The sequence below is a fragment of the Bradyrhizobium sp. LB11.1 genome (assembly GCF_040549385.1).
Lineage (GTDB): Bacteria > Pseudomonadota > Alphaproteobacteria > Rhizobiales > Xanthobacteraceae > Bradyrhizobium.
Window position 1 is genome coordinate 100406 of record NZ_JBEPTH010000011.1, and the last position, 19786, is coordinate 120191.

Consider the following 19786-nt stretch of genomic DNA (forward strand, 5'->3'; position numbering starts at 1 on the left):
GCCGAGCCTAGCAGCGCCGTGTTTCCCGGCAAGGTGGCAATCGGCTTGCTCAGCGCTTGATCCCGTCGAACGCCGCCATGATGCCGCGCTGGAACAACGACCAGTCGAATCCGAGCGCGATCGCGCGATAGCCGCGGTCGATCAGGGCGTTGGCCTGGTCTGCGGTCCGCGCCACGCCACCGATCGGGACGCCGCTCTTGAGGATGCCGGCTTCCGCGCGGGCGACCAGTTCGAGCAGCTCCGGATCGTCCATCTGTCCGCGCTTGTTGATGGACGTGGCGAGATCGCCGGGGCCGATGACGGCGACGTCGATGCCAGGTGTCGCCATGATCTCGTCGATGCGGTTGACGGCATCGACATGCTCGATGGTGATCATGCAGATCATCTCGTCGTCGGCTGACGCCATGTAGTCCGGCATCGACTGGCCCCAGCGGAACGGCGCGTGGAACGGACCCCACAGACGATCGCCGCGCGGCGGATAGCGCACGCTGCGCACCGCTTTCTCCGCCTCGCTGCGGTTCGTGATCATCGGGAAATTGATACCGAACGCCCCGATGTCCATCGGCGCTTTCGCAAGCCACGGCTCGTTCGCCGCGATCCGCACCAGCGGGGTGCAAGGGGTGCCTGTCGTCGCTGCGATCATCGCATGCGCCTCGGTGAGCCCGATCGGGCCGTGCTCGAGATCGACGATGATCCAGTCGAGTGAGCGCGCCATGATCTGCACCATCTGCACGCTCGGGATCGTTGCGATCGCACCGAAGGCAGGGCGGCCTTCGCCCCACAATTGGCGGAGGCGGTTGAGCGGCGTTGCGGGGACCGACATGTGATGACCTTGCGCGAGATGACGACGGGCGAAGCCTAGCAGCGCGCCGTGTCTGCGAAAAGTCAGGCCAGTGCGCGGCCGCCGAAGAACGGCGTCAGGGTGGCCCCGAGCCCATGTGCGCGGTTCGATGTGAAAATCATTTCGGCGCCCGACTGCGCGATGCCGCCGCCAGGCGCACCGAGCAGATCCGAGACCCGGCGCGCGATGGCGGGCGCAGGATCGATCCATTCGACCGGCCAGGGCGCCAGCCGCTTCAGCCGGTCGAGCAGCAGCGGATAATGCGTGCAGGCGAGCACCACAATGTCGGTGCGCGACGTCGCGTCTGCGGCATCGCCGACGAAGCAGGGGGTGAGCTCGGCGAGGATGTCGCTGTCGCTGATCGGGTGGCCGCTGAGCGCGGCTTCCGCAAGCGAGGCGAGCTCGGGCGAACCGACCAGCGTCACCTCGCAGCCTAGCGCGAAATCGCGGATCAGCGCCTTGGTGTATTCGCGCTTCACGGTGCCTTTGGTGCCGAGCACCGAGACGCGGCGGGTCTTCGACCGGGCGCAGGCCGGCTTGATCGCCGGCACCGTGCCGACGAAGGGCACGGAATAAGCGGCGCGCAGATGCGATAGGACCAGCGTGGACGCCGTGTTGCAGGCGATGACGACGAGATCAGGATCATGGCTGCCGATCAGCTCCCCCATCAGCGGCACCACGCGGGCGATGATCTCGTCCTCGCTGTGATGGCCATAGGGGAAGAAGGCATCGTCGGCGACGTAGACGTAATGCGCGTCCGGGCGCGCGGCCACGACCTCACGCAACACGGTGAGGCCGCCAAGGCCGGAATCGAATACCAGGATCGTCGAGGAATTGGTCACGTCATTACCCTAGCCCGCCATGGTTACCATTCGGTTTTTTGGGCGGTTTTGCGGCGGGATTGGCTGGCGCCCAGTTTGGAACGATTCAATTTCACCTTTGTCGCATGTTCCCGCTATTTGCAGCCGTGCTGCGCTGCGGTTGGGACATCCGCAAATTCTCGGGAGCCGACATGATCAGAAACACGACGACCGGCTGGGGCAGCGTCTCCCGGTGGTTTCACTGGGGGTTGGCGCTGGCGATCATCGGCATGATCGGCTTCGGCTGGTGGATGAACCACTTCCCGGCGCGCGCCGATCGCTTCTTTTACCGCTCGATCCACGCCGATATCGGCTATGTGATCCTGCTGCTCACGGTGCTGCGCCTGCTCTGGCGCGCCATCAACCCGACGCCGACGCTGCCGGCCGAGACCTCGCGCTGGCAGAAGATCGCAGCCCATGTCAGCCATGGCGCGCTCTATCTCGTCGTCATCCTGGTCGCGATGCTGGGCTGGGCCCATTCCGGCGCGCGCACGCCCAACTACGCGGACTTCTTCGGCCTGTTCAACGTGCCGCAATTCACTTCTCCCGACAAAGCGGCGGCGGGCGCCTATGAGGACCGCCACATCCTCTTTGCCTATGTGCTGCTGGCCCTGATCGTGGTCCACGTGGTTGCAAGCCTCTGGCACCATTTCATCCGCCGCGACCGCGTCGTGGCGCGGATGGTGACCGACGAGGTGGGATAGGGGGACCGAGACGATACTGCTAACCCGTCATCCCCAGGATGACGGTCATAGATAAGCGCTCGCCTGCGGAACTTTCTCGTGATTTCAAGGTTATAAAGGTGCGCTCAGGTGCGGCTGTCGTCCTGACGCCTGGTGCGAAAGCGGTGCCGGGGTAAGGCGCCATCTCACCGAATGCACGATCCGAGGCTGGTGGCGAGCAGGGCCAGATGCCAGATCGCGAGACGAGATTTCCGTGTTGTTGAGGGGGGCACAATTGGGCCTGCGCGAAGAGCTTCCTCAATCGCTTGCCGGCGTGTTCATTACCGCCGAATTGGGCCGGCGAACCACCGCGCCCCGCAACCATCTGCGCGAGAAGCTCGCGATCCAGGATATCGCCGAGCGCATGTCCGATCAGCCGACCGAGATCCTGCCGCAACTCGTGAAGCTCGCCATGGAGATTTCCGGCGCGGAATCCGCCGGCATCAGCATTCTCGAACAAGACAAGGAGCTGTTCCGCTGGTTCGGCCTCGCGGGCGTTCTTGCAACTTTCGAAGGCGCGACCACGCCGCGCAACGACAGCCCCTGCGGCGTCTGCCTCGATTTCGACGGGCCGATCCTGATGGACCGCCCGGAGCGGGTCTATGCGTGGATTGCGGACGCGAACATCACCGTGCCGGAGGTGCTGCTCGTGCCCCTGCGCGTCAAGGGCGGTGGCGCCATAGGCACGCTGTGGCTGGTTGCGAGCGAGCCGGGCCATTTCGATCTCGGCCACGCGCAGGCGATGTCGGAATTGGCTGCGTTTGCGGGCGTGGCCCTGCGCATGATCCAGACCGAGGAACGGCTGAATCAGTCGCTCCACGCACAGGAAGTGCTGACGCGGGAAATGAGCCATCGCGTCAAAAACCTGTTCGCGCTCACCGCCAGCATGATCCGCATAAGCGACCGGACCTCGAACTCGCAGGCGGAGCTCGTTGAAAAGCTGACCGGCCGCGTGCTTGCGCTCGCCGATGCGAACGCGCTGGTGCGACGGCAATTCGGTGCCGGCGTGCCCGACGGCGTGGGGTTGGAAGAGTTGATCGCGCGGATTTTGCGTCCGCACGAACATGATCGCTCCAGTGTCAGCGGGCCGGCATTGCCTGTCGGCGAGCGCTCAACCAACAATATCGCGCTCATCTTCCATGAGCTGGCGACCAATGCCGCCAAATATGGCGCGTTGAGCTCCGAGAGCGGTGCGGTGAAGGTCACCTGGACCATCGTGGATCAGGATGTGCATCTTGTTTGGCAAGAGAGCGGCGGCCCGATGACCTCGCCGCCGGCATCGCAGGGATACGGATCGCGCCTCGTCGCCGCGACGGTCGCCAGCCTTGACGGCAAGCTGGACCATGATTGGGCGCCCGAAGGCCTCAAGGCGGAGATGCGCTTTCCTATCGCATCGTTGCAGGCTTGAGCGTGGGTTCTGTTCAAAGGTCAGGAAAGCCGGTCGTGCTGGTCGTCGAGGACGATCCACTCCAGATGATGATTGCCGGCGACCTGGTCGAGGACGCGGGCCTCATGCCGATCTTCGCAAACAATGCCGACGAGGCGATCGTCATGCTGGAGAGTCGCGACGATATCCGGATCGTGCTGACCGACGTCGATATGCCCGGCTCGATGGATGGGCTGCGCTTGGCGGCCGTGGTCCGCAATCGCTGGCCTCCGATTCATCTGGTCGTGGTCTCCGGGCACATGCTGGTCGAGCATGCCGGGCTTCCGGAGCGAAGCCGGTTCTTCAACAAGCCTTATGCGCCCGACAAGATGATCGGGGCGCTGCGCAGCCTGGTCGCCTGACGAGGGGCTCGGCTCCATCGCAGCCCGCGCAATCTTCAAGCCGACACGTCTTCCGCGCTATGCTAGAGACGGGCGGATGTCCGCGCACAGGAGGCGCCCTTGCTCACCGTCCATCATCTCGGCAAATCGCAATCCGAACGCATCGTCTGGCTCTGCGAGGAGCTCGAGATCTCCTACGAGCTGAAGTGCTATGCGCGCGATTCCGTCACCATGCTGGCGCCGCCCGACTACAAGGCGCTGCATCCGATCGGGGCGGCGCCGGTCATTGTCGACGGTGATCTCGTGCTCGCTGAATCCGGCGCGATCGTCGATTACATCATGGCCAAGTATGGCAAGGGGCGCCTGGTGCCCGGCGCCAACGATCCCGACTTCGCGCAATTCCTGTACTGGTTTCACTTCGCCAACGGCACGCTGCAAGCCGGCATGGGCCGGCTGATGCTGCTGAACCGGCTCAAGCTCGCCGAGGACAATCCGATGCTGGCCGCGACCAGGGCGCGCGTCGATCGCGCATTCGATCTGGTCGATGCGCGTGTGCGCGATGCCGAATATCTGGCGGGCAGCAGCTTCACCACCGCGGACATCATGATGGGCTTCTCGCTCACCACGATGCGCTACTTCCAGCCCTACGATCTCGCGCGTTGCCCCACCGTGATCAAATATCTCGGCCGCATCGGTGCGCGCCCGGCGTACCGGCGTGCGATGGAGAAGGGCGATCCCGGCATGACGCTCCTGCTCAGCTGAGCGGGAGAGTTGGAGCGGTACGGCGTAGACTCGCGTCGAAGACAGAGCGCGTGTTCGGTTCGTTGCCGTTTGCGCGACATTCTCTCGGGACCGAGTTCTGCTCAATCCGCCCGTGGCTTGACTTCCGGCAAGGGCTGCTTGCGCTCAAAGGGTTTCTTTTTAGGCGGCGCGGGCAGCAATCCCTCTCGGATCATCTGCTTCCGGGCGAGCTTGCGAGCCCGGCGAATGGCTTCGGCTTTCTCGCGGGCCTTTTTCTCCGAGGGCTTCTCGTAGGAGCGCCGCTGTTTCATTTCCCGGAAGACGCCTTCGCGTTGCATCTTCTTCTTGAGAACGCGGAGTGCCTGATCGACGTTGTTGTCTCGGACAAGTACCTGCAATCAATCCTCCTCGATGGGGCTGCGGTCGTGGCACGTCCTGCATGGCAGCCAGCTGCGCAGGAACTCTGTTGGGATGTCGAGGATGTCAGCGGCGACATGCGCCGCGGCTTGGGAACAAGCCGGTCCATTCGTCACGGCGACGCAGCTTGTTGGCCTCGACGTGACCACCGACGCATAGCCCTGTCAATCGATAAAGCCCTGTCAGATGTCGGCAGGAAGTCTCTCGATCGGGCGCCACACTCGGGCGCCCGGAACAAATGGCTTTCTTTCCTTGCAAAATCCCGAAATTGAGATATATTAGGGGTGTTCGATCAGCCGCTGTGCCTTGTTGAATGCGCCCGCGGGCTCCTTTTCCAAAGACATCGTCGAAATTGAAGATTTTCGCGTGATTGTCGCGCGGCACGCGCTTGTGCACTTTGGAGAAGAAAAATGACGACAGGTACCGTTAAGTGGTTCAATGCCCAAAAGGGCTTCGGATTCATTCAGCCGGATGACGGCGGCAATGACGTATTCGTTCACATCAGCGCCGTCGAACGCGCCGGTCTTGCGGGTCTCGGAGAGGGCCAGAAGGTCAATTTCGAAGCCAAGACCGACAAGATGCGCGGCAAAGTCAGCGCCGAAAACCTTTCGCTGGCTTGATATCGGAGCGCCGTTTCACGGATGTACTGAAACGGCGTCGTGCCCGCTCGATCCCCGGATTGAGCGGGTTTTGTCCATTGAGGAGCGGTGTGAAGGATGAGTGCCAGGAAATCGGCAGAGCCTTCACCGGAAGGTATCGCGCGTTCCGATCGCAAACGCCTGGCTGCTGAAGAGGGAGCGCAGGCGCTGGCGGAGGTCGAAAAGCAGGCCGTCGCGGTTCGCGCAAACATGACGCGACTTCGGGAAATGCGCGAGGCCAAGGAAGCGGCTGACGCAGCTCTTCGAACAACTTCGCCTGCGCCAGCGCCGAAGAGGCGCTCGAAAAAGCCGTAGCGATAGAAATCGTCGAAATCGTCCACGGAAGTTTGAGAGGCCGTCACATGCCGGAGCGTGCAGGTCGTGCCTAGGTTCAAACAGGACGATGGAACGATCACCTTCTTTCTCGCGTTCGGCGCAAATCGACAGCTGTGCCGGCTTGCCACCAATTTCAACACACAGAAGCAGGCCTTCAGCTACCTGCAAAAACATCGAACGGAGTTCGAGCGTTTGGCGCGAGCGCGCCTTGCGTCGGGGGAGCTTGAAGACGGGATCGTCGTGCTTTCGATGCTCTAGCCTAATCCGCGAGGTTCGGACGAGAACTTCCGGCGATCCTCAGCCCGCCGACGGTCACATCGAGGCCTTCTTTATTCACGAGGAGCGACTCGCCATCCAGGATGCAAAGTAGAAGTACGACATCTAGGGTGCCTTGTTCGGATGATTTCGTCGCTCGGCGTCCCTCGCCAGGCGTTCGGCTTTCAGCCGCTCCCGATTGAGGTGGAGAGCCTGTTGCGCCTTTTCGTAGTCGGTCGTGGCTTTCTCCGCGGCCGGCTTGAACAGTTTGTTCGCCGCTTTCACCGCGGGCGATTCGAATTGCTGCTTCATTGCTAGTCCTTGTTTGTCATTTGAGTCGCCCAATGCCGGCGGCATCACATTGCCCAGGTTATTTTGGACCGGCTTTCCGCGTTTGTCTTCCCCGCTTGGACCGATCAATTCGCAGACTGTCAAACTCCTCGGGCCCATCCAGCAAGTCCCGTTTGCGACTTGCCCGATCATCTGCTGTCGTCGTTGTGTCACTCATACGATCAATTGCATCGCCAGCCATCGTGCGGGCACGACGCTTTTGTCCGTCCTGATCGGCAGGCAACGTAAGTCCCAGTTCGACCAGCCGGCAAATGGCCTCGGAGAGGCTAGGCTGCTTGCGGTTCTGGTGAGTTATCCATGCTCTGATGGCTCTCAGCAGTGATTCCGAAGGTCGAAAGTTGACGACTTGAGCCGGGGTGGATCGGCTGACCGGCTGTCTCATCGGGCCCCACAATTTGCAAAGAGTTGGGGCTGGTACCCACTTATCGGCAGAAGTCCCAAGACTAACGGGCAACCTCCCGATGGGTTCCTCCCAACTGGAAGAAGGCGAACGGCCGGATCACCTCCGTCGGTTCATGCGTCGACAAGCAGCATCCAAGGACCCATGAGCCGATCACGCGATCCTGTTCGTGGTCGGTGCCTGCGCGGCGGTCAGCTGCTTCTGCAGGCGATCGATGTTTTGCAGCAGGCGCTGGCTGGTCAACACCAGGAAGTAGTAGCCGAACTGCGGGTCCTGGAAGTAGATCTCGAGCAGGCGGTCATAGGTGATCGTCAGCACCTGGCCGTCTTCGATGCATTCGATCGTCCCGGTGCGCCGGTTGTCGGGTGTGAGAAAGCCGAGCTCTCCCATCAGCGCGCCGGGCCCGATCTCGACGTTGATCTCCTTGACCAGGAATTTTCCGGTGACCGTGAGGAGCATCTCCTTGGCCGGATCGCCCAGCTTGAACAGCGTGTCGCCGTGGCGATATTTCCGCTCGGTCATGAACGGCTTGAGCCACTCGATCGACATGTCGCCTTCGGCCGCATGGCGCGCCTTCTTGACCAGCTTGAGCATCTGCCGCAGCCGAAGGGCGTTGATCGGAAGCAGCAAGAGATAGAGCAGGAACGTCGAGACGTTCGCCGAGAGCGCACCGAAAATGGCGAAGAAGCCGCAGCCGATCATGTTGGCGACGCGGAGCGGCACCATCGTTCGCATCAGCAGGGTGGCGACGAAGAAGCCGGCGCCGACTGCGGCGAACATGTTGGCCAGCGTGATGTTGTGGACGAATATCTCCAGCAAGCGGTTGAAGATCGCGTCGTAGGTGACGTTGTTGGGATCGAGGCCCATCTGGATCAGGATCTTCGCGATCCTGAGGTTATCCGTCGCCGCATCGAGAATGCGGTCGAGGATCGAGGAAATGTCTGCGCTGCCGGACGGCATGGTACTAACCCCGCGTAAGGCCTTCAGTTCCGGTCGGTATTCGTATAGCCGAAATCGAATGACGACCGCTTGAATGAAGCCTTCGGCCGTCATGCTGCAAGAGGCAAATTTTAGCCTGATCGGGCATTTCGGCAATTGCCCGTTGGTTGCGCGTATGGCCTCGGCGCACCCGTGATTCGGGGGCGCCGGGTGCGGGTTCGGGCGCCTTCCAGGGCGCGTTCGACGGATTTGGGGGCGGCGGGGCGCGGGGCGATCTCCGCCTCAGGGCTTGGCGGCGGGCTGGATGACCTGCTGCTCGACGAGGGTGAGGTGCCCGGGCAGCGCGCCGGCGCGGAGCAGCATGGCGACGCTGTTGGCCTCCTCGAGGGTGAAATTGCCGGAGATCTGGACCGAGCCGCCGGTGATGGGCTCGCGGATCACGGGGGCGGAGATCACCTTGTCGTCGAGCACGATGGCGAAGGATCTGCCGACGTTCTCTTCCGTGACGTGGGCGAGGCGCCGCGTGCCGCGCCCGTTGAAGCGGAACGAGGCGACGGGGTCCTTGGTGCCGGCCGCAAAGCCGGGCGCCGCATAGTTGATGTCTTCGCCGTCGAGAACGCTCTCCTTGGCGACCAGATAGGGCCGCTTGTCCTTGAAGCCGAGCAGGACTTCCGTGCCCTCGGCCGGCGTGCCGGATTGCGCCTGCGCCGGTGACATCGAAGCATCGATCGGGCGGAAGCTGACCTTGACCTTCCGCGCGAAGATCGCAGTGATGCGCTCAGGATCGGTCACACCTGGCAGGAAGATGCGGATGCGGTCGGTCCCGTCAGGGACGACGCTGACTAGCTTGACGCCGGAATCCTTGAGGCGCTGCTCGATCATGGCGATGGAATCTTCGACGAGTTCATTCAGCCGTGCGGCGGATGCGGCATCGGTCGGCGCGAGTCTGATCGCCCCAACGCCGCTGTCGGTCACGGCGAGCGCATGCGAGGGCAATCCTTCCGCGGCTGAGGCGAGCTTGCGCGCGAGCTGATCGCGGCCTTTGGCGTCCGCGATCTTGACATCGACGCCGCCGTCGCGGATCGCAAGATTGGAGAAGGCGATATGGCCGTCGTGCAAATTCTTGTAGACGTCGTCGCGCAGATCCGTGACGACGCTCTCGCGCAGGCCAGAGCTGTCCACCTTGTAGATGATGCGCGATCCGCCCAGCTTTTCCATCTTGTCGCCGACGAAGGCCACGATCTTGGCGCGCATCTTGTCGAACTGGTCATCGGCGAACGCGGCGCGCGGCAGGGCGATCGCCGTTGCCATCATCGCCGACGTCATGGCGAGTGCGACGATCAGCCGTGTGGCGCGGTCCCGCGGGGGCATGGTCATGGTCACCTCAAGTCTTGCGGCAGGACGCTGGCAAATGAGTCCAATGCCAGTTCTTGGTCCCCGGATCGGGCGCGGAGGTTCAAAGGCCGTGCACCCGAGTGCTACGACCGTAGCGGTTAGGTCATGGACGAACGCCAAATCATCCATCATTCTGTCTGCGCGCGGCCGGCCATCGGTCGAGGCCTTGCCAAATCAAATGTCAAAAGACAGGGGCGGGGCATGCATCTGAGGGAGGACAGAATTCAATGGCGGGCATCCACGCGCTCGATCGGCTCATCGGCAACGACTATCCGGAGCTTTTGACGGACGAGGAGGTCCGGGCCTTCGAGCAGGTGCCCTATGCCGACCGTGTCGCGGCCGAGAGCACCTATGATGCCATCAAGCTTGGGGCTGCGCGCAACCCCGACGGGGCGGCGATCCAGTTTCTGCAAAATGCCGATCCGGCGGATACGCCCCTCGTGGTCACCTACCGCGACTTCATCGCGCGCGTGACGCAGGCCGCCAACATGTTTCATGCGCTCGGCGCGGACAAGGGCGACGTCATCTCCTTCATGCTGCCGCTGCTGCCTGATGCCTTCGTGACGCTGTTCGGCGCCGAGGCCGCCGGCATCGCCAATCCCGTCAACCCGCTGCTCGAGCCGCACCAGATCGTGGAAATTCTCGAAGCGGCGAACACGAAAATCCTGGTGGCGCTCGGGCCGATGCCGGGCACCGACATCTGGCAGAAGGTCGAGCAGATCCGCCCGCAGCTCAAGCATCTCAGGGCGATCGTGCAGGTGGCTGGCAGCGGCGATCCCGCCAAGGGAATTTTCGCGTTCAACGACCTGATCAAGCAGCAGTCATCGGACCGGCTTATCAGCGGGCGCAAGATTTTGGGCAGCGACATCGCCGCCTATTTCCACACCGGCGGCACCACGGGCACGCCGAAGCTGGTGCGGCACACCCATGCCAATCAGGTCTATCAAGCCTGGGCGCTGAACCTGCTGCTGAAGGCGAAGCCGGGCAGCAACATGCTGTTCGGCATGCCGCTGTTTCACGTCGGGGGATCACTGACGCAGGTGCTGCTGACGCTGTCCGCAGGCGGCTCACTGGTCGTGCTGTCGCCGAGCGGCTGGCGCAATCCAAACGCGGTGAAGAACATCTGGGGCCTGGTCGAGCGCTTCAAGCCGGAGGCGCTGTCGAGCGTGCCGACAGTGCTCGCCGCAACGCTCGCGGTGCCGCCCGGCAATGCCGACATCTCCAGCCTGAAATACGCCGCCGGCGGCGGCTCGGCGATTCCGGTCGCGGTGGGCTCTGCCATTCAGGACAAGCTGAAGCTCCCGGTGGTCGAGGTCTACGGCATGACCGAGACCTCGAGCGTGCATACGCTCGCTTATCCGTCACGGCCAATCCGGCTTGGCTCGGTCGGCCTTCCCATGCCTTACGCGCGGGTGCGCATCGTGCAACTCGACCCCGACGGCCATTTGATCCGCGACTGCAAGCCGAACGAGATCGGCGTTGTCATCATGGCCGGGCCTGGCGTGTTCGGCGGCTATCTCAACGACGCGCATAACAAGGGGGCCTTCGTCGACGAGGTCTGGGTCAATTCCGGCGATCTCGGCCGGCTCGATGCCGAGGGCTATCTCTGGATCACCGGCCGCGCCAAGGACCTCGTGATCCGCGGCGGCCACAACATCGATCCAGCGCCGATCGAGGAGATCATGTTCCGCCATCCCGCCGTCGGCTTTGCCGCAGTGGTTGGCCAACCCGACGCCTATGCCGGCGAGCTACCCGTTGGATATGTGCAGTTGAAGCCGGGCGCGACCGTCGAGCCGGGCGAGCTCGAAACGTGGGTGCGCGAGCGCACGCCGGAGCGTGCCGCCGTTCCGGTGCAGGTCATTCCGATCGACCCGATGCCGGTGACCGGCGTCGGCAAGGTATTCAAGCCGCAACTGCGCTGGGACGCGGCGCAGCGCGTGTTCACCAAAGTGCTAACGCCGCTGATCGCGCGCGGCATCGACTGCAAGGTGAAGGTCGGCGCCCATGGCAGCCACGGCTCGATTGCAACCGTCACGCTTGCAGGGCTTCCGGCGGAGCAGCGCGAAGTGGTTGCCGGTGAGGTGCACACGCTGCTCGCACCGTTCGTGATGCGGCACGAGGTGGTGCAGGCGTAGCCGAGCACGCCTTCGCTTTGCCCACCCTATGAGGTCGAGACCGACGTTACCCTGCCGGCATCGCCGTTTCGATCAGACGCACCCAGAACGAGGCGCCGTGGCCGAGGATGTTGTCGTTAAAGACATAGGCGGGGTGGTGGCACGCGGGGCTATCGCCCATGCCGACCAGGATCATCGCGCCGGGACGTTCTTCTAGCATGAACGAGAAATCCTCCGCGCCCATCATCGGAATGACGCGGTCGTTGACGCGCTCAGTACCGACGATGTCACGGGCGACGTCGGCGGCGACGCCGGCTTCGCGCGCATGATTCAAGGTCACCGGATACATCCGCGTGTATTTCGTATCCGCCGAGCCGCCATAGGCCCGGGCGACGCTGTCGGCGACTTCGCCGATCCGGCGCTCGACAAGATCGCGCACATCGGGATCGAGCGTGCGCACGGTGCCGCCGAGCTCGGCCGTCTCGGGGATGATGTTGAAGGCGGTGCCGGCGTGGAATTGGGTGATCGAGATCACTGCCGATTGCAGCGGATTGACGTTGCGCGCGACGATCGATTGCAGGGCGTTGACGATCTGCGAACCGATCAGGACGCTGTCGATCGCCTGGTGCGGAGTGGCGCCGGCATGGCCACCCTTGCCGTGGACAGTGATGCGGATGTTGTCGGAGGAGGCGAGCAGCGGACCCGGCGTGGTCGCGAAATGGCCCTCAGCGAGGCCCGGCATGTTGTGCATGCCGTAGACCTGGTCGATGTTCCAGCGCGTCATCAGCCCGTCCTCGACCATGGCCTTGCCGCCGCCGCCACCTTCCTCGGCAGGCTGGAAGATCACGACCGCCGTGCCGTCGAAATTGCGCGTCTCGGTGAGGTATTTTGCGGCGCCCAGCAGCATCGCAGTGTGCCCGTCATGGCCGCAGGCGTGCATCTTGCCCGGGATCTTCGAGGCGTAGGGCACATCAGCGGTTTCCATGATCGGCAGCGCGTCCATGTCGGCGCGCAGGCCGATGACCTTGCCGGAGGCGGACTTGCGGCCGCGAATCACGCCGACCACGCCAGTGCGCCCGATGCCCGACACCACCTCGTCACAGCCGAACTCGCGAAGTTTGTCGGCGACGATGCCGGCGGTGCGGTGGACTTCGTAGAGCAGCTCCGGATTCTCGTGGATGTCATGGCGCCAGGCGGCCATTTCGTCGGAGAGAGCGGCGATGCGGTTGACGATGGGCATGGGGAGGATCCGTTTCTTCTTCTTCATAGGGCGGGCGAGCCTAACCCGTCGAGGAGGCGGGCGTCGGCCCAAGGGAGTGGCGCCAGCCAGAATGCTTTTACGCCGTGATTTCGCAGAGGGGGAGGGTGAAACAAACAGTGCGGCAAGGTGGCGGGGGATGACGGGTCGAAATCTGTCATCGCCCCGCGGGGGAACGTGGCGGGTGATGAGCCGGCGAGGCGGGCCCGGCAGCTGGCAGACACTCCTGCAAATATTAACTGTCAATCACGGATCATTGACTGACAGATATTGAAATCTGTCAGCAAGACGTGTATACCCGTTCCCGGACGCTCCGATTGGGCGTCCCGTGGTCATCCCCCCGGGACCCGAGGTCCGAAACAAGTGCGGATCGAGGGGCGTAATTTGGGGACGGGGACCGCGGACGAATGGAGACTTAAGACAATGACGACCGAAATCATCAATCTCACCGGGACGATTGGGCATTGGCTCAATTTACTGGTTGCGCGCCAGATCGCGGCGCAGGCTGCAAAACTGCCTCATTGAGGCGAGAGCTTTCCGAAACGACCGGTTGGGGCGCTTCGGAAGCAGCTCCATCGCCGGGTGAACCCTGAACGGGAACAAGGTGCTGGCATGAACGAAGCCGTTATCCTGACGCCGGAGCGCATTCTCGAAGTCACCGAGGACGTCTTGCGGCGCTACGGACTTGCCAAGGCCACTGTGGTTGACGTCGCCCGTGCGCTCGATGTGAGCCACGGCAGCGTCTATCGCCATTTCCCGAGCAAGGCCTCTTTGCGCGAGGCTGTCGCCAAACGCTGGCTCGACCGCATTGACGCGCCGTTGCGGGCTCTTGCAGAGGAGCAGGGGCCTGCGCCTGCGCGGCTCGACCGCTGGTTGCGGACGCTGTTCGCGGCCAAGCGTCTACGCGTGCTTGACGACCCCGAGATGTTTGAGACCTATCTGACGCTGGCGCGCGAGGCCTGCGCAGCAGTCAGGTGTCACAAGGACACGATGATCGACCAGATCGCCGCGATCCTGTCCGACGGCGTGAAGCAGGGCGTATTCGAAGTGACGGACGTCAAGACGACGGCACGCGCGTTGTTCGATGCCACCTGCCGCTTCCACCATCCAGCTCATGCCGACGAGTGGAAGGATGCCGATCTGCCCGCGCGCGTCGATGCGACTCTGGCACTGTTGCTACGCGGGTTGAAGACAGCCTAGGCCACTTCGCCTGACTTACCCTCTCGCCTTCTGAAGCGCAGCGCCCTCGCGAGCCGGGGGCGACGCGGCTGCGTGCCTGCGGGCGTGAAACCCGCCGTTGGATGCTGGCACGACCGGCGCACTCTCCGGATAGGTATTGATTGTGATTTCGACGGCCTCCTTTGAACGCCGTCGAAGGCGGTAAAATGTCAGCTCCTGATCGAGCATGGGGCAGCTGAAGTGGACGATGGCTGTGTCTGGCAGACGGCAGAGTTCGTCTATGAGCTCGCCTACTGTGATGATCGGGGGATGGGCGACAACCTTGTGATGACCCTTACTCATGAGGTCTACTCCTTCACTCTGCTACTAACCGGAGCTGAATGGTCTTCGTTCCATCCCGCTCAGCAGATTGAAAAGCGTCAATTCACTTGGGCCAATCCGGCAGCCCACTGTCAGATCTTCGTCAACCCGCAACTGGCTGCCAGTCGGACGAGCTGTGCATCCGTGCGTGTGCCGGTCTTGGTCTTGATCAAATAGTGGTAATTCTGGACCGTCTTGACGCTGAGATTGAGATGCGTCGCGATCTGCTCGGTGGTCGCGCCGCCGGCAAATTGCCGCAGAATCTCGATCTCGCGCTCGCCCAGTTGATCCAGCGCCGAACCCGCCGAGAGGCTGTCCTCGGCCAGCACATGCGCGATGTCGTCGCTCATGGCGCGCTCGCCGCGCGCGACGCTGCGGATCGCGTTGACGACGGCGGAGGGCGCGCTGCTCTTGGTGACGAAGCCGGAGGCGCCGGCATTGAAAGCGGCTTTCACCAGCACGGCTTCATTGTGCATGGTGAAGACGAGGATCCGCGCCCGCGGATTGCGCGCGCGGATGTTGCGGATTGCCTCGAGCCCGCTGGCACCGGGCATCGAGATGTCCATCACGACGACGTCAGGGTCGTGCGTCTTGAAGGCGCCGTAGGCATCCGCGGCATTGTCGGCCTCCGCCACGACGTGGAGATCGCCCTGGCTCTCCAGCACGCGCCGGTAGCCCTGGCGGACGATCGGATGGTCGTCGACCAACAGCACCGAAATGCCTGTTGCTGCAACATCGCTCATGGCGGCCTCACGCAGCCAGCGGGATCGTCGCGGCGACGCTGAGGCCGCGCCTCGCAGGCAGGATCGACAGCGAGCCGCCGGCGGCCGTCACGCGCTCGCGGATGCCGGTGAGGCCGAAGCCGGCTGACCGTTCCACGCGCGCCGCGTCGCCGCCGCCGTCGTCCTCGACGCGGATCAGGAGCGCATCGTCCTCGCCCGTGCGGCGCTCGACGTGCAACGAGATCTCGCGCGCCGTACCGTGGCGCAGCGCATTGGTCAGGCATTCCTGGGCGACCCGATAGGCGGTCGTGGCGGCCGGACCGCTGACGTCGGTGAGATCGCCCTTAAGGTCGAGCTGGATCGTCGGCTGTGTTGCACTCTGCGAGCGCCAGCTGTCGACAAGGTTGACGAGGCTGGCTTCCAGCCCAAGCTCCTCGGGCAGGGGATTGCGCAGCCGCTTCAGCGCATCGCGGAGCGAGGCCATCAAATGGTGCGTGGCCTGAGAAATCATGCGCGCATCCTGCGCGATGCCGTTATCTTTGGCTTGCTGCGCGCTCGCCATTTCGATCGTGTTGGCAAACGCGAGGATGGCCGAGAGATTTTGCCCGAACTCGTCATGCAGCTCGCGGGCGAGCGCGCGCCGCTCGTCGTCGCGGATCTCGATCAAGCGTCGCGTCAGCGCCGCGCGCTGTTCCGTGCCCTCTTCCAACCGGCCACCGAGCGCATCGACGGCGCCGCCGATCATGGCAAGCTCCATGGAACGGAATCGCGGCAGTCTTGTGCGATACTGGCCGCGCGCCATGCGTTGCAGGGCAGTCACAATGGCGCGCGCCGGCGCCAGCGTGTGCGCGATCGCAAGCGAGGCGAGCAGGGCGATCGCCGCCGCCATCAATAGCGCGACGTCGATCACGTTCAGAATGTACTCCCAGGCGAGCGAGATTGAGGCTGCTTCATCCGGCGTAGCAACCACCGTTCCGGCAGTTGCGGCGCGGGGGCTCACGGGTCGCACCACTTCGGCGTGGCTGCCAAGGAAGGTCGGAACAATGGACGTGAACCAGCGTGGCGGCGTCCTGCCGATCCCCTCGCTCTGGCCGCAGAGCGGCTTTTCGAATGCGGTCGCCGGTTGGAACTCGACGCAGACGCCGGGCGAGATCAGCTTCATCGTCTCCAGTGTCCGCCACTCCGGAACCGGCACGAGATGCTCGCGCGTTCTGCTGCTGCGCAACAAGAGCTCGTGCCAATACAGCCCCTGAAGCGCCTGCGCGACCCGCTGGGCGGACGTTGCGGTTGCCCGGTCAACACTGCGATAGGCATCGAACGTAGCCCAAACCGTTGCCGCGCCCAGGCACAGCGCAACGATGAGAAGCAGACGAGCGACAAGCTGGAGCACGAGGCGCATGCGATCACCCCAAAGTTTGGTAAGCTCAGCCTAACAACGCCACCGCGCCTTGCCAATTGCAGGGTTGGGCCGGATTGCAGCTCGGGCAAATTTCCCAAGCCGGATTGGGCATGGCTCTTTGGACCGGGCGCGGCGGCTTTGATCTAATCGGGTGGAATCGCAGGTCAGGAGCAGCGCAGCATGAGTTCGATGACGATTGGACCGATCGCGGACACCGCGACCGACCCATCCGAGCGCAGCGCGCTCTTGTTCTGGATGATCTTCACGGGGCTGTCGATCTTTGCGGTCGTGCTGCTGTGGCGGTTCGGCCTGATCCATCTGATGCTGGCCTCGGATCGGACCTACATTTCGAGCGTGATCGCGGTGCTCTATCTTCTGACCTGCGGCCACTGCTTCCTGCGGACGCGGGCGATTGCCCGTGAGGGGGCCGCGGCGCGGCGCTGTCGCGCGGTGCTGGCGGCGCCCGACGGCGGCAAGGTGCTCGATGCGAACGCCGCCGCGTTGCCGCGCGGGCTGGTGCGGGACCACATCGAAAGCCTCGTGACGAAGGCCGCCGCGCAGGATTACCGCCCGGTCGACCAGACGCTGCTGCTGCGGACGCTCGCCGATCGCCTGCGTGGCTCGAACGGCTTCGGTGCCTTCGTCTCCGACACGCTGATGAAGCTCGGCCTGCTCGGTACCATTGTCGGCTTCATCATCATGCTGGCGCCGATTGCAGGGCTGGACGCCGCTGACAAGGTCGCGATGCGCTCTTCGATGGGGCTGATGAGCGATGGCATGGCGGTCGCGATGTACACGACGTTGGCGGGCCTCGTCGGTTCCATCCTGGTCCGCATCCAGTACTGCATGCTCGACGCCGCGACCCAGCGGGTGTTCTCGGATGCCGTGGTGCTGACCGAGACCTATGTGACGCCGGTCCTGGAACGCAAAGGCGCCGGAATTCCGTCATGATGGATGATTTCGGTCTCTATCCGCGCGAGGAGCCGTTCGATCCGCTGGGCGTGATGTTGTTCAAAGCACTCCAGGTGGTCGCCTTCCTGTTCTTCCTCGCGCTGCTCGCGGTCTCTCCCGATGCCAAGGAGGGCAAGATCGACTCCAAGGCCGAGTTCATGATCACGCTGGACTGGCCGGACAATCATCCCGACGATCTCGACTTGTTCGTGCAGGACCCCGCCGGCAACATCGCCTGGTATCGCCACCGCGAGGCCGGATTCCTTACGCTCGACCGCGACGATCGCGGAGGGGCCAACGACTTCATCATGGTCAACGGCAAGAAGATCGCTTCGCCCATCCGCGAGGAGATCGTGACGGTGCGCGGCATCGTCGCCGGCGAATACACTGTCAACGTCTCGCATTTCGTCGCCACGACCGGCGAGCCCGTCATGGCCAATGTGAAGGTGCAGAAACTCAACCCGACCGCGCAGGTGGTCTTCGACAACAAATTCACGCTCGACCACACCGGCGACGAGAAGACCGCGGTGCGGTTCCGGCTCGATGCCGAAGGCAAGGTGGTCAATGTGGACCAGCGGCCAAAATCGCTGCTGGAGACCTTCCGAAGCACCTGGCGCAACGGCGCCGATCTCGACCCGAGGACCGGTGTGAGCAAGAACGCGACGAGGGTGCGCCGTGATTGATCTGCAGACGGTCATCCTCACTTTGTCAGTCGCCTATGCCGTGATCGGCGGGCTGCTGCTGGTCGTTCTGGTCTATGCACGGCTGCACTGGTCGCTGAAGGCGATCGCGGTGGTCGTGACCAGCGCCTTCTATGTCGTCAGCTTCACGGAAATGCGCGGGCTGCTGGGCTGGGCCAGCACCGACAGGATGCCGACCGCGTTCAAGCTGCTCGCGGCGCGCATCGTCGAGCCGCATTCGCTGGAGGGCGATCCCGGCTCGATCTATCTGTGGGTCGAAGAACTCGACGAGGATCATCGGCCCAGCGGCATCCCACGCGCCTTCCGCGTCCCCTACAACGATACACTGGCCGACAAGACCCACGCGGCGGAGAACGAGATCGCCGCGGGGCATGCGCAAGGCGGGCGTGCGGCGGATTTCGGCGGCGGCGAGGGCAGCCTGATCGACATGGTCCGGGAATATGTGACGCCCAAGGTCATCCTGGAAACCAGCGGTGGCGATTCCTCGACCGGGGAGTTCAATGCTCCGCCGGCCGGCGCGCAAGGAGCGGTCTTCACACCGCTGCCGCCACCCCGGATGCCGCCCAAGGACGAGCAATAGGCTCTTCACCATCACGTCAGCGCGGCGCTGGTCAACCGCCCCGCGCTGGCGCATCTTGTTGACCTCCCTCAAATTGGCTTTATCGGCTTCCAACAGGAATTTTGAGGGTGGAGGGTGCGTGCTTCTCGCTGTCTTCTCGGATATCCACGGCAACCGGCAGGCGTTCGAGGCGTGCCTGAAGGTGGCCCGCGCCAAGGGTGCGGAGCGGTTCATCCTGCTCGGCGATTTCGTTGGCTATGGCGCCGACCCGGAATGGGTCGTCGATACCGTGATGGGGCTGGTCGCCCAGGGCGCCGTCGCCGTCCGGGGCAATCACGACCAGGCGGTGAACTCCTCGTCCGAAACCATGAACAATGAGGCCCAGATTGCGATCGAATGGACGCGCGGGCGGCTCGACGTCGCGCAGCGCCGGTTTCTCGCCGAGTTGCCGATGCTCGTCGAGGACGGCGACCGTCTGTTCGTGCACTCGGAAGCCTCTCAACCCCAGCGCTGGCACTACATTCGCTCGACCGCGGACGCTGCCAAGAGCCTGATATCGACGCCGTCCCACGTCACCTTCTGCGGTCACATCCACCGTCCCGCGCTCTATTCGATGTCAGTGACGGCGAAGATGACGGGCCTCGTACCCAAGACCGATGTTTCGGTGCCGCTCCTGCGCGGGCGGCAATGGCTGGCCGTGCTCGGCGCGGTCGGCCAGCCGCGTGACGGTGATCCATCGGCGGCTTTCGTGCTGTTCGATACGGTCTCGTGCCAGATCACCTATTGCCGCGCGCCCTATGACGTCGCCAGCGCGGCGAACCGGATCCGCGAGAACGGCCTGCCGCACTGGCTCGCCGATCGGCTCTCGGAGGGGCGCTAGA

Annotated in this window: 22 protein-coding genes; 13 read left to right on the forward strand and 9 right to left on the reverse strand. The window is 63.7% G+C overall.

Features of this window, described 5'->3' with window-relative positions; genetic code table 11:
* Nucleotides 1-49 precede the first annotated feature (49 nt).
* Entirely contained in the window at nucleotides 50-823 is a 774-nt protein-coding gene (locus tag ABIA96_RS26175; protein ID WP_354139919.1) for an HpcH/HpaI aldolase family protein, read from the reverse strand.
* A 62-nt stretch (nucleotides 824-885) separates the two neighbouring features.
* Entirely contained in the window at nucleotides 886-1683 is a 798-nt protein-coding gene (murI, locus tag ABIA96_RS26180; RefSeq protein WP_354139920.1) for a glutamate racemase, read from the reverse strand.
* A 170-nt stretch (nucleotides 1684-1853) separates the two neighbouring features.
* Here murI and ABIA96_RS26185 point away from each other — a divergent pair, with 170 nt between their 5' ends.
* From ABIA96_RS26185 to ABIA96_RS26200, 4 genes are all read left to right on the forward strand, one after another.
* Nucleotides 1854-2405 carry a cytochrome b gene (locus ABIA96_RS26185; protein WP_354139921.1) on the forward strand — a complete coding sequence of 184 codons (552 nt, stop codon included), beginning with the start codon at nucleotides 1854-1856 and terminating at the stop codon, nucleotides 2403-2405.
* 232 nt (nucleotides 2406-2637) lie between these two features.
* On the forward strand, nucleotides 2638-3831 hold the full coding sequence (locus tag ABIA96_RS26190; protein WP_354139922.1) for a sensor histidine kinase: 1194 nt from the start codon (nucleotides 2638-2640) through the stop codon (nucleotides 3829-3831).
* Nucleotides 3832-3866: 35 nt separating this feature from the next.
* The gene (locus ABIA96_RS26195) at nucleotides 3867-4211 is read left to right on the forward strand and encodes a response regulator (protein WP_502918849.1); all 345 of its coding nucleotides are present in this window, start codon (nucleotides 3867-3869) and stop codon (nucleotides 4209-4211) included.
* A gap of 99 nt (nucleotides 4212-4310) precedes the next feature.
* On the forward strand, nucleotides 4311-4952 hold the full coding sequence (locus tag ABIA96_RS26200; RefSeq protein WP_354139923.1) for a glutathione S-transferase family protein: 642 nt from the start codon (nucleotides 4311-4313) through the stop codon (nucleotides 4950-4952).
* Between the two features lie 101 nt (nucleotides 4953-5053).
* Here the strand turns inward: ABIA96_RS26200 and rpsU are convergent, their stop codons facing one another.
* Entirely contained in the window at nucleotides 5054-5329 is a 276-nt protein-coding gene (gene rpsU, locus ABIA96_RS26205; protein WP_354139924.1) for a 30S ribosomal protein S21, read from the reverse strand.
* Between the two features lie 429 nt (nucleotides 5330-5758).
* On the opposite strand from rpsU, the gene ABIA96_RS26210 reads away from it, so the two are divergent.
* From ABIA96_RS26210 to ABIA96_RS26220, 3 genes are all read left to right on the forward strand, one after another.
* Complete coding sequence (locus ABIA96_RS26210) at nucleotides 5759-5968, forward strand: cold-shock protein (protein WP_200294245.1); 210 nt, start codon at nucleotides 5759-5761, stop codon at nucleotides 5966-5968.
* Nucleotides 5969-6064: 96 nt separating this feature from the next.
* Entirely contained in the window at nucleotides 6065-6301 is a 237-nt protein-coding gene (locus ABIA96_RS26215; protein ID WP_354139925.1) for a transcriptional regulator, read from the forward strand.
* Between the two features lie 57 nt (nucleotides 6302-6358).
* A complete protein-coding gene (locus tag ABIA96_RS26220; RefSeq protein WP_354139926.1) occupies nucleotides 6359-6580 on the forward strand; it encodes a hypothetical protein in 222 nt (73 codons plus the stop codon).
* 123 nt (nucleotides 6581-6703) lie between these two features.
* Here the strand turns inward: ABIA96_RS26220 and ABIA96_RS26225 are convergent, their stop codons facing one another.
* The 3 genes from ABIA96_RS26225 to ABIA96_RS26235 all read right to left on the reverse strand — a co-directional run bounded on the left by ABIA96_RS26225 (nucleotide 6704) and on the right by ABIA96_RS26235 (nucleotide 9644).
* Nucleotides 6704-6889, reverse strand: coding sequence for a hypothetical protein (locus ABIA96_RS26225; protein ID WP_354139927.1), 186 nt, complete (start codon nucleotides 6887-6889; stop codon nucleotides 6704-6706).
* A gap of 592 nt (nucleotides 6890-7481) precedes the next feature.
* Nucleotides 7482-8288 (reverse strand): Crp/Fnr family transcriptional regulator, encoded by an 807-nt coding sequence (locus tag ABIA96_RS26230; protein ID WP_354139928.1) that lies wholly within the window; start codon nucleotides 8286-8288, stop codon nucleotides 7482-7484.
* 261 nt (nucleotides 8289-8549) lie between these two features.
* Complete coding sequence (locus ABIA96_RS26235) at nucleotides 8550-9644, reverse strand: SecDF P1 head subdomain-containing protein (protein WP_354139929.1); 1095 nt, start codon at nucleotides 9642-9644, stop codon at nucleotides 8550-8552.
* 245 nt (nucleotides 9645-9889) lie between these two features.
* Between ABIA96_RS26235 and ABIA96_RS26240 the strand changes: the two genes are divergently transcribed.
* Nucleotides 9890-11797, forward strand: coding sequence for an acyl-CoA synthetase (locus ABIA96_RS26240; RefSeq protein WP_354139930.1), 1908 nt, complete (start codon nucleotides 9890-9892; stop codon nucleotides 11795-11797).
* A 46-nt stretch (nucleotides 11798-11843) separates the two neighbouring features.
* Here ABIA96_RS26240 and ABIA96_RS26245 read toward each other — a convergent pair whose 3' ends face one another.
* Nucleotides 11844-13016, reverse strand: a complete 1173-nt coding sequence (locus tag ABIA96_RS26245; RefSeq protein WP_354139931.1) for a M20 aminoacylase family protein — start codon at nucleotides 13014-13016, stop codon at nucleotides 11844-11846.
* 630 nt (nucleotides 13017-13646) lie between these two features.
* On the opposite strand from ABIA96_RS26245, the gene ABIA96_RS26250 reads away from it, so the two are divergent.
* Nucleotides 13647-14234, forward strand: coding sequence for a TetR/AcrR family transcriptional regulator (locus ABIA96_RS26250; protein WP_354139932.1), 588 nt, complete (start codon nucleotides 13647-13649; stop codon nucleotides 14232-14234).
* A 431-nt stretch (nucleotides 14235-14665) separates the two neighbouring features.
* Here ABIA96_RS26250 and ABIA96_RS26255 read toward each other — a convergent pair whose 3' ends face one another.
* Both ABIA96_RS26255 and ABIA96_RS26260 read right to left on the reverse strand, forming a co-directional pair.
* Nucleotides 14666-15316: a response regulator gene (locus ABIA96_RS26255; protein ID WP_354139933.1), complete on the reverse strand. Its 651-nt coding sequence runs from the start codon at nucleotides 15314-15316 to the stop codon at nucleotides 14666-14668.
* Between the two features lie 7 nt (nucleotides 15317-15323).
* Nucleotides 15324-16694, reverse strand: a complete 1371-nt coding sequence (locus tag ABIA96_RS26260) for a sensor histidine kinase (protein ID WP_354139934.1) — start codon at nucleotides 16692-16694, stop codon at nucleotides 15324-15326.
* A gap of 180 nt (nucleotides 16695-16874) precedes the next feature.
* Here ABIA96_RS26260 and ABIA96_RS26265 point away from each other — a divergent pair, with 180 nt between their 5' ends.
* The 4 genes from ABIA96_RS26265 to ABIA96_RS26280 all read left to right on the forward strand — a co-directional run bounded on the left by ABIA96_RS26265 (nucleotide 16875) and on the right by ABIA96_RS26280 (nucleotide 19785).
* The gene (locus ABIA96_RS26265) at nucleotides 16875-17645 is read left to right on the forward strand and encodes a MotA/TolQ/ExbB proton channel family protein (protein ID WP_354139935.1); all 771 of its coding nucleotides are present in this window, start codon (nucleotides 16875-16877) and stop codon (nucleotides 17643-17645) included.
* A complete protein-coding gene (locus ABIA96_RS26270) occupies nucleotides 17642-18328 on the forward strand; it encodes a DUF2135 domain-containing protein (protein ID WP_354139936.1) in 687 nt (228 codons plus the stop codon). Before ABIA96_RS26265 ends, ABIA96_RS26270 begins: the two co-directional genes overlap by 4 nt.
* Nucleotides 18321-18926, forward strand: a complete 606-nt coding sequence (locus tag ABIA96_RS26275; protein WP_354139937.1) for a hypothetical protein — start codon at nucleotides 18321-18323, stop codon at nucleotides 18924-18926. The genes ABIA96_RS26270 and ABIA96_RS26275 overlap by 8 nt, the downstream gene beginning before the upstream one ends.
* Nucleotides 18927-19044: 118 nt before the next feature.
* Nucleotides 19045-19785: a metallophosphoesterase family protein gene (locus tag ABIA96_RS26280; protein ID WP_354139938.1), complete on the forward strand. Its 741-nt coding sequence runs from the start codon at nucleotides 19045-19047 to the stop codon at nucleotides 19783-19785.
* Nucleotide 19786 lies beyond the last annotated feature (1 nt).

What these genes read in the sequence shown, in the direction of transcription:
- ABIA96_RS26225 (WP_354139927.1), bottom strand. Translation starts at nt 6,889, where the DNA reads ATGAAGCAGCAATTCGAATCGCCCGCGGTGAAAGCGGCGAACAAACTG.
- ABIA96_RS26210 (WP_200294245.1), top strand. Translation starts at nt 5,759, where the DNA reads ATGACGACAGGTACCGTTAAGTGGTTCAATGCCCAAAAGGGCTTCGGA.
- ABIA96_RS26175 (WP_354139919.1), bottom strand. Translation starts at nt 823, where the DNA reads ATGTCGGTCCCCGCAACGCCGCTCAACCGCCTCCGCCAATTGTGGGGC.
- ABIA96_RS26230 (WP_354139928.1), bottom strand. Translation starts at nt 8,288, where the DNA reads ATGCCGTCCGGCAGCGCAGACATTTCCTCGATCCTCGACCGCATTCTC.
- ABIA96_RS26255 (WP_354139933.1), bottom strand. Translation starts at nt 15,316, where the DNA reads ATGAGCGATGTTGCAGCAACAGGCATTTCGGTGCTGTTGGTCGACGAC.
- ABIA96_RS26265 (WP_354139935.1), top strand. Translation starts at nt 16,875, where the DNA reads ATGAGTTCGATGACGATTGGACCGATCGCGGACACCGCGACCGACCCA.
- ABIA96_RS26270 (WP_354139936.1), top strand. Translation starts at nt 17,642, where the DNA reads ATGATGGATGATTTCGGTCTCTATCCGCGCGAGGAGCCGTTCGATCCG.
- ABIA96_RS26235 (WP_354139929.1), bottom strand. Translation starts at nt 9,644, where the DNA reads ATGACCATGCCCCCGCGGGACCGCGCCACACGGCTGATCGTCGCACTC.
- ABIA96_RS26245 (WP_354139931.1), bottom strand. Translation starts at nt 13,016, where the DNA reads ATGCCCATCGTCAACCGCATCGCCGCTCTCTCCGACGAAATGGCCGCC.
- ABIA96_RS26240 (WP_354139930.1), top strand. Translation starts at nt 9,890, where the DNA reads ATGGCGGGCATCCACGCGCTCGATCGGCTCATCGGCAACGACTATCCG.
- ABIA96_RS26215 (WP_354139925.1), top strand. Translation starts at nt 6,065, where the DNA reads ATGAGTGCCAGGAAATCGGCAGAGCCTTCACCGGAAGGTATCGCGCGT.
- ABIA96_RS26185 (WP_354139921.1), top strand. Translation starts at nt 1,854, where the DNA reads ATGATCAGAAACACGACGACCGGCTGGGGCAGCGTCTCCCGGTGGTTT.
- ABIA96_RS26250 (WP_354139932.1), top strand. Translation starts at nt 13,647, where the DNA reads ATGAACGAAGCCGTTATCCTGACGCCGGAGCGCATTCTCGAAGTCACC.
- ABIA96_RS26260 (WP_354139934.1), bottom strand. Translation starts at nt 16,694, where the DNA reads ATGCGCCTCGTGCTCCAGCTTGTCGCTCGTCTGCTTCTCATCGTTGCG.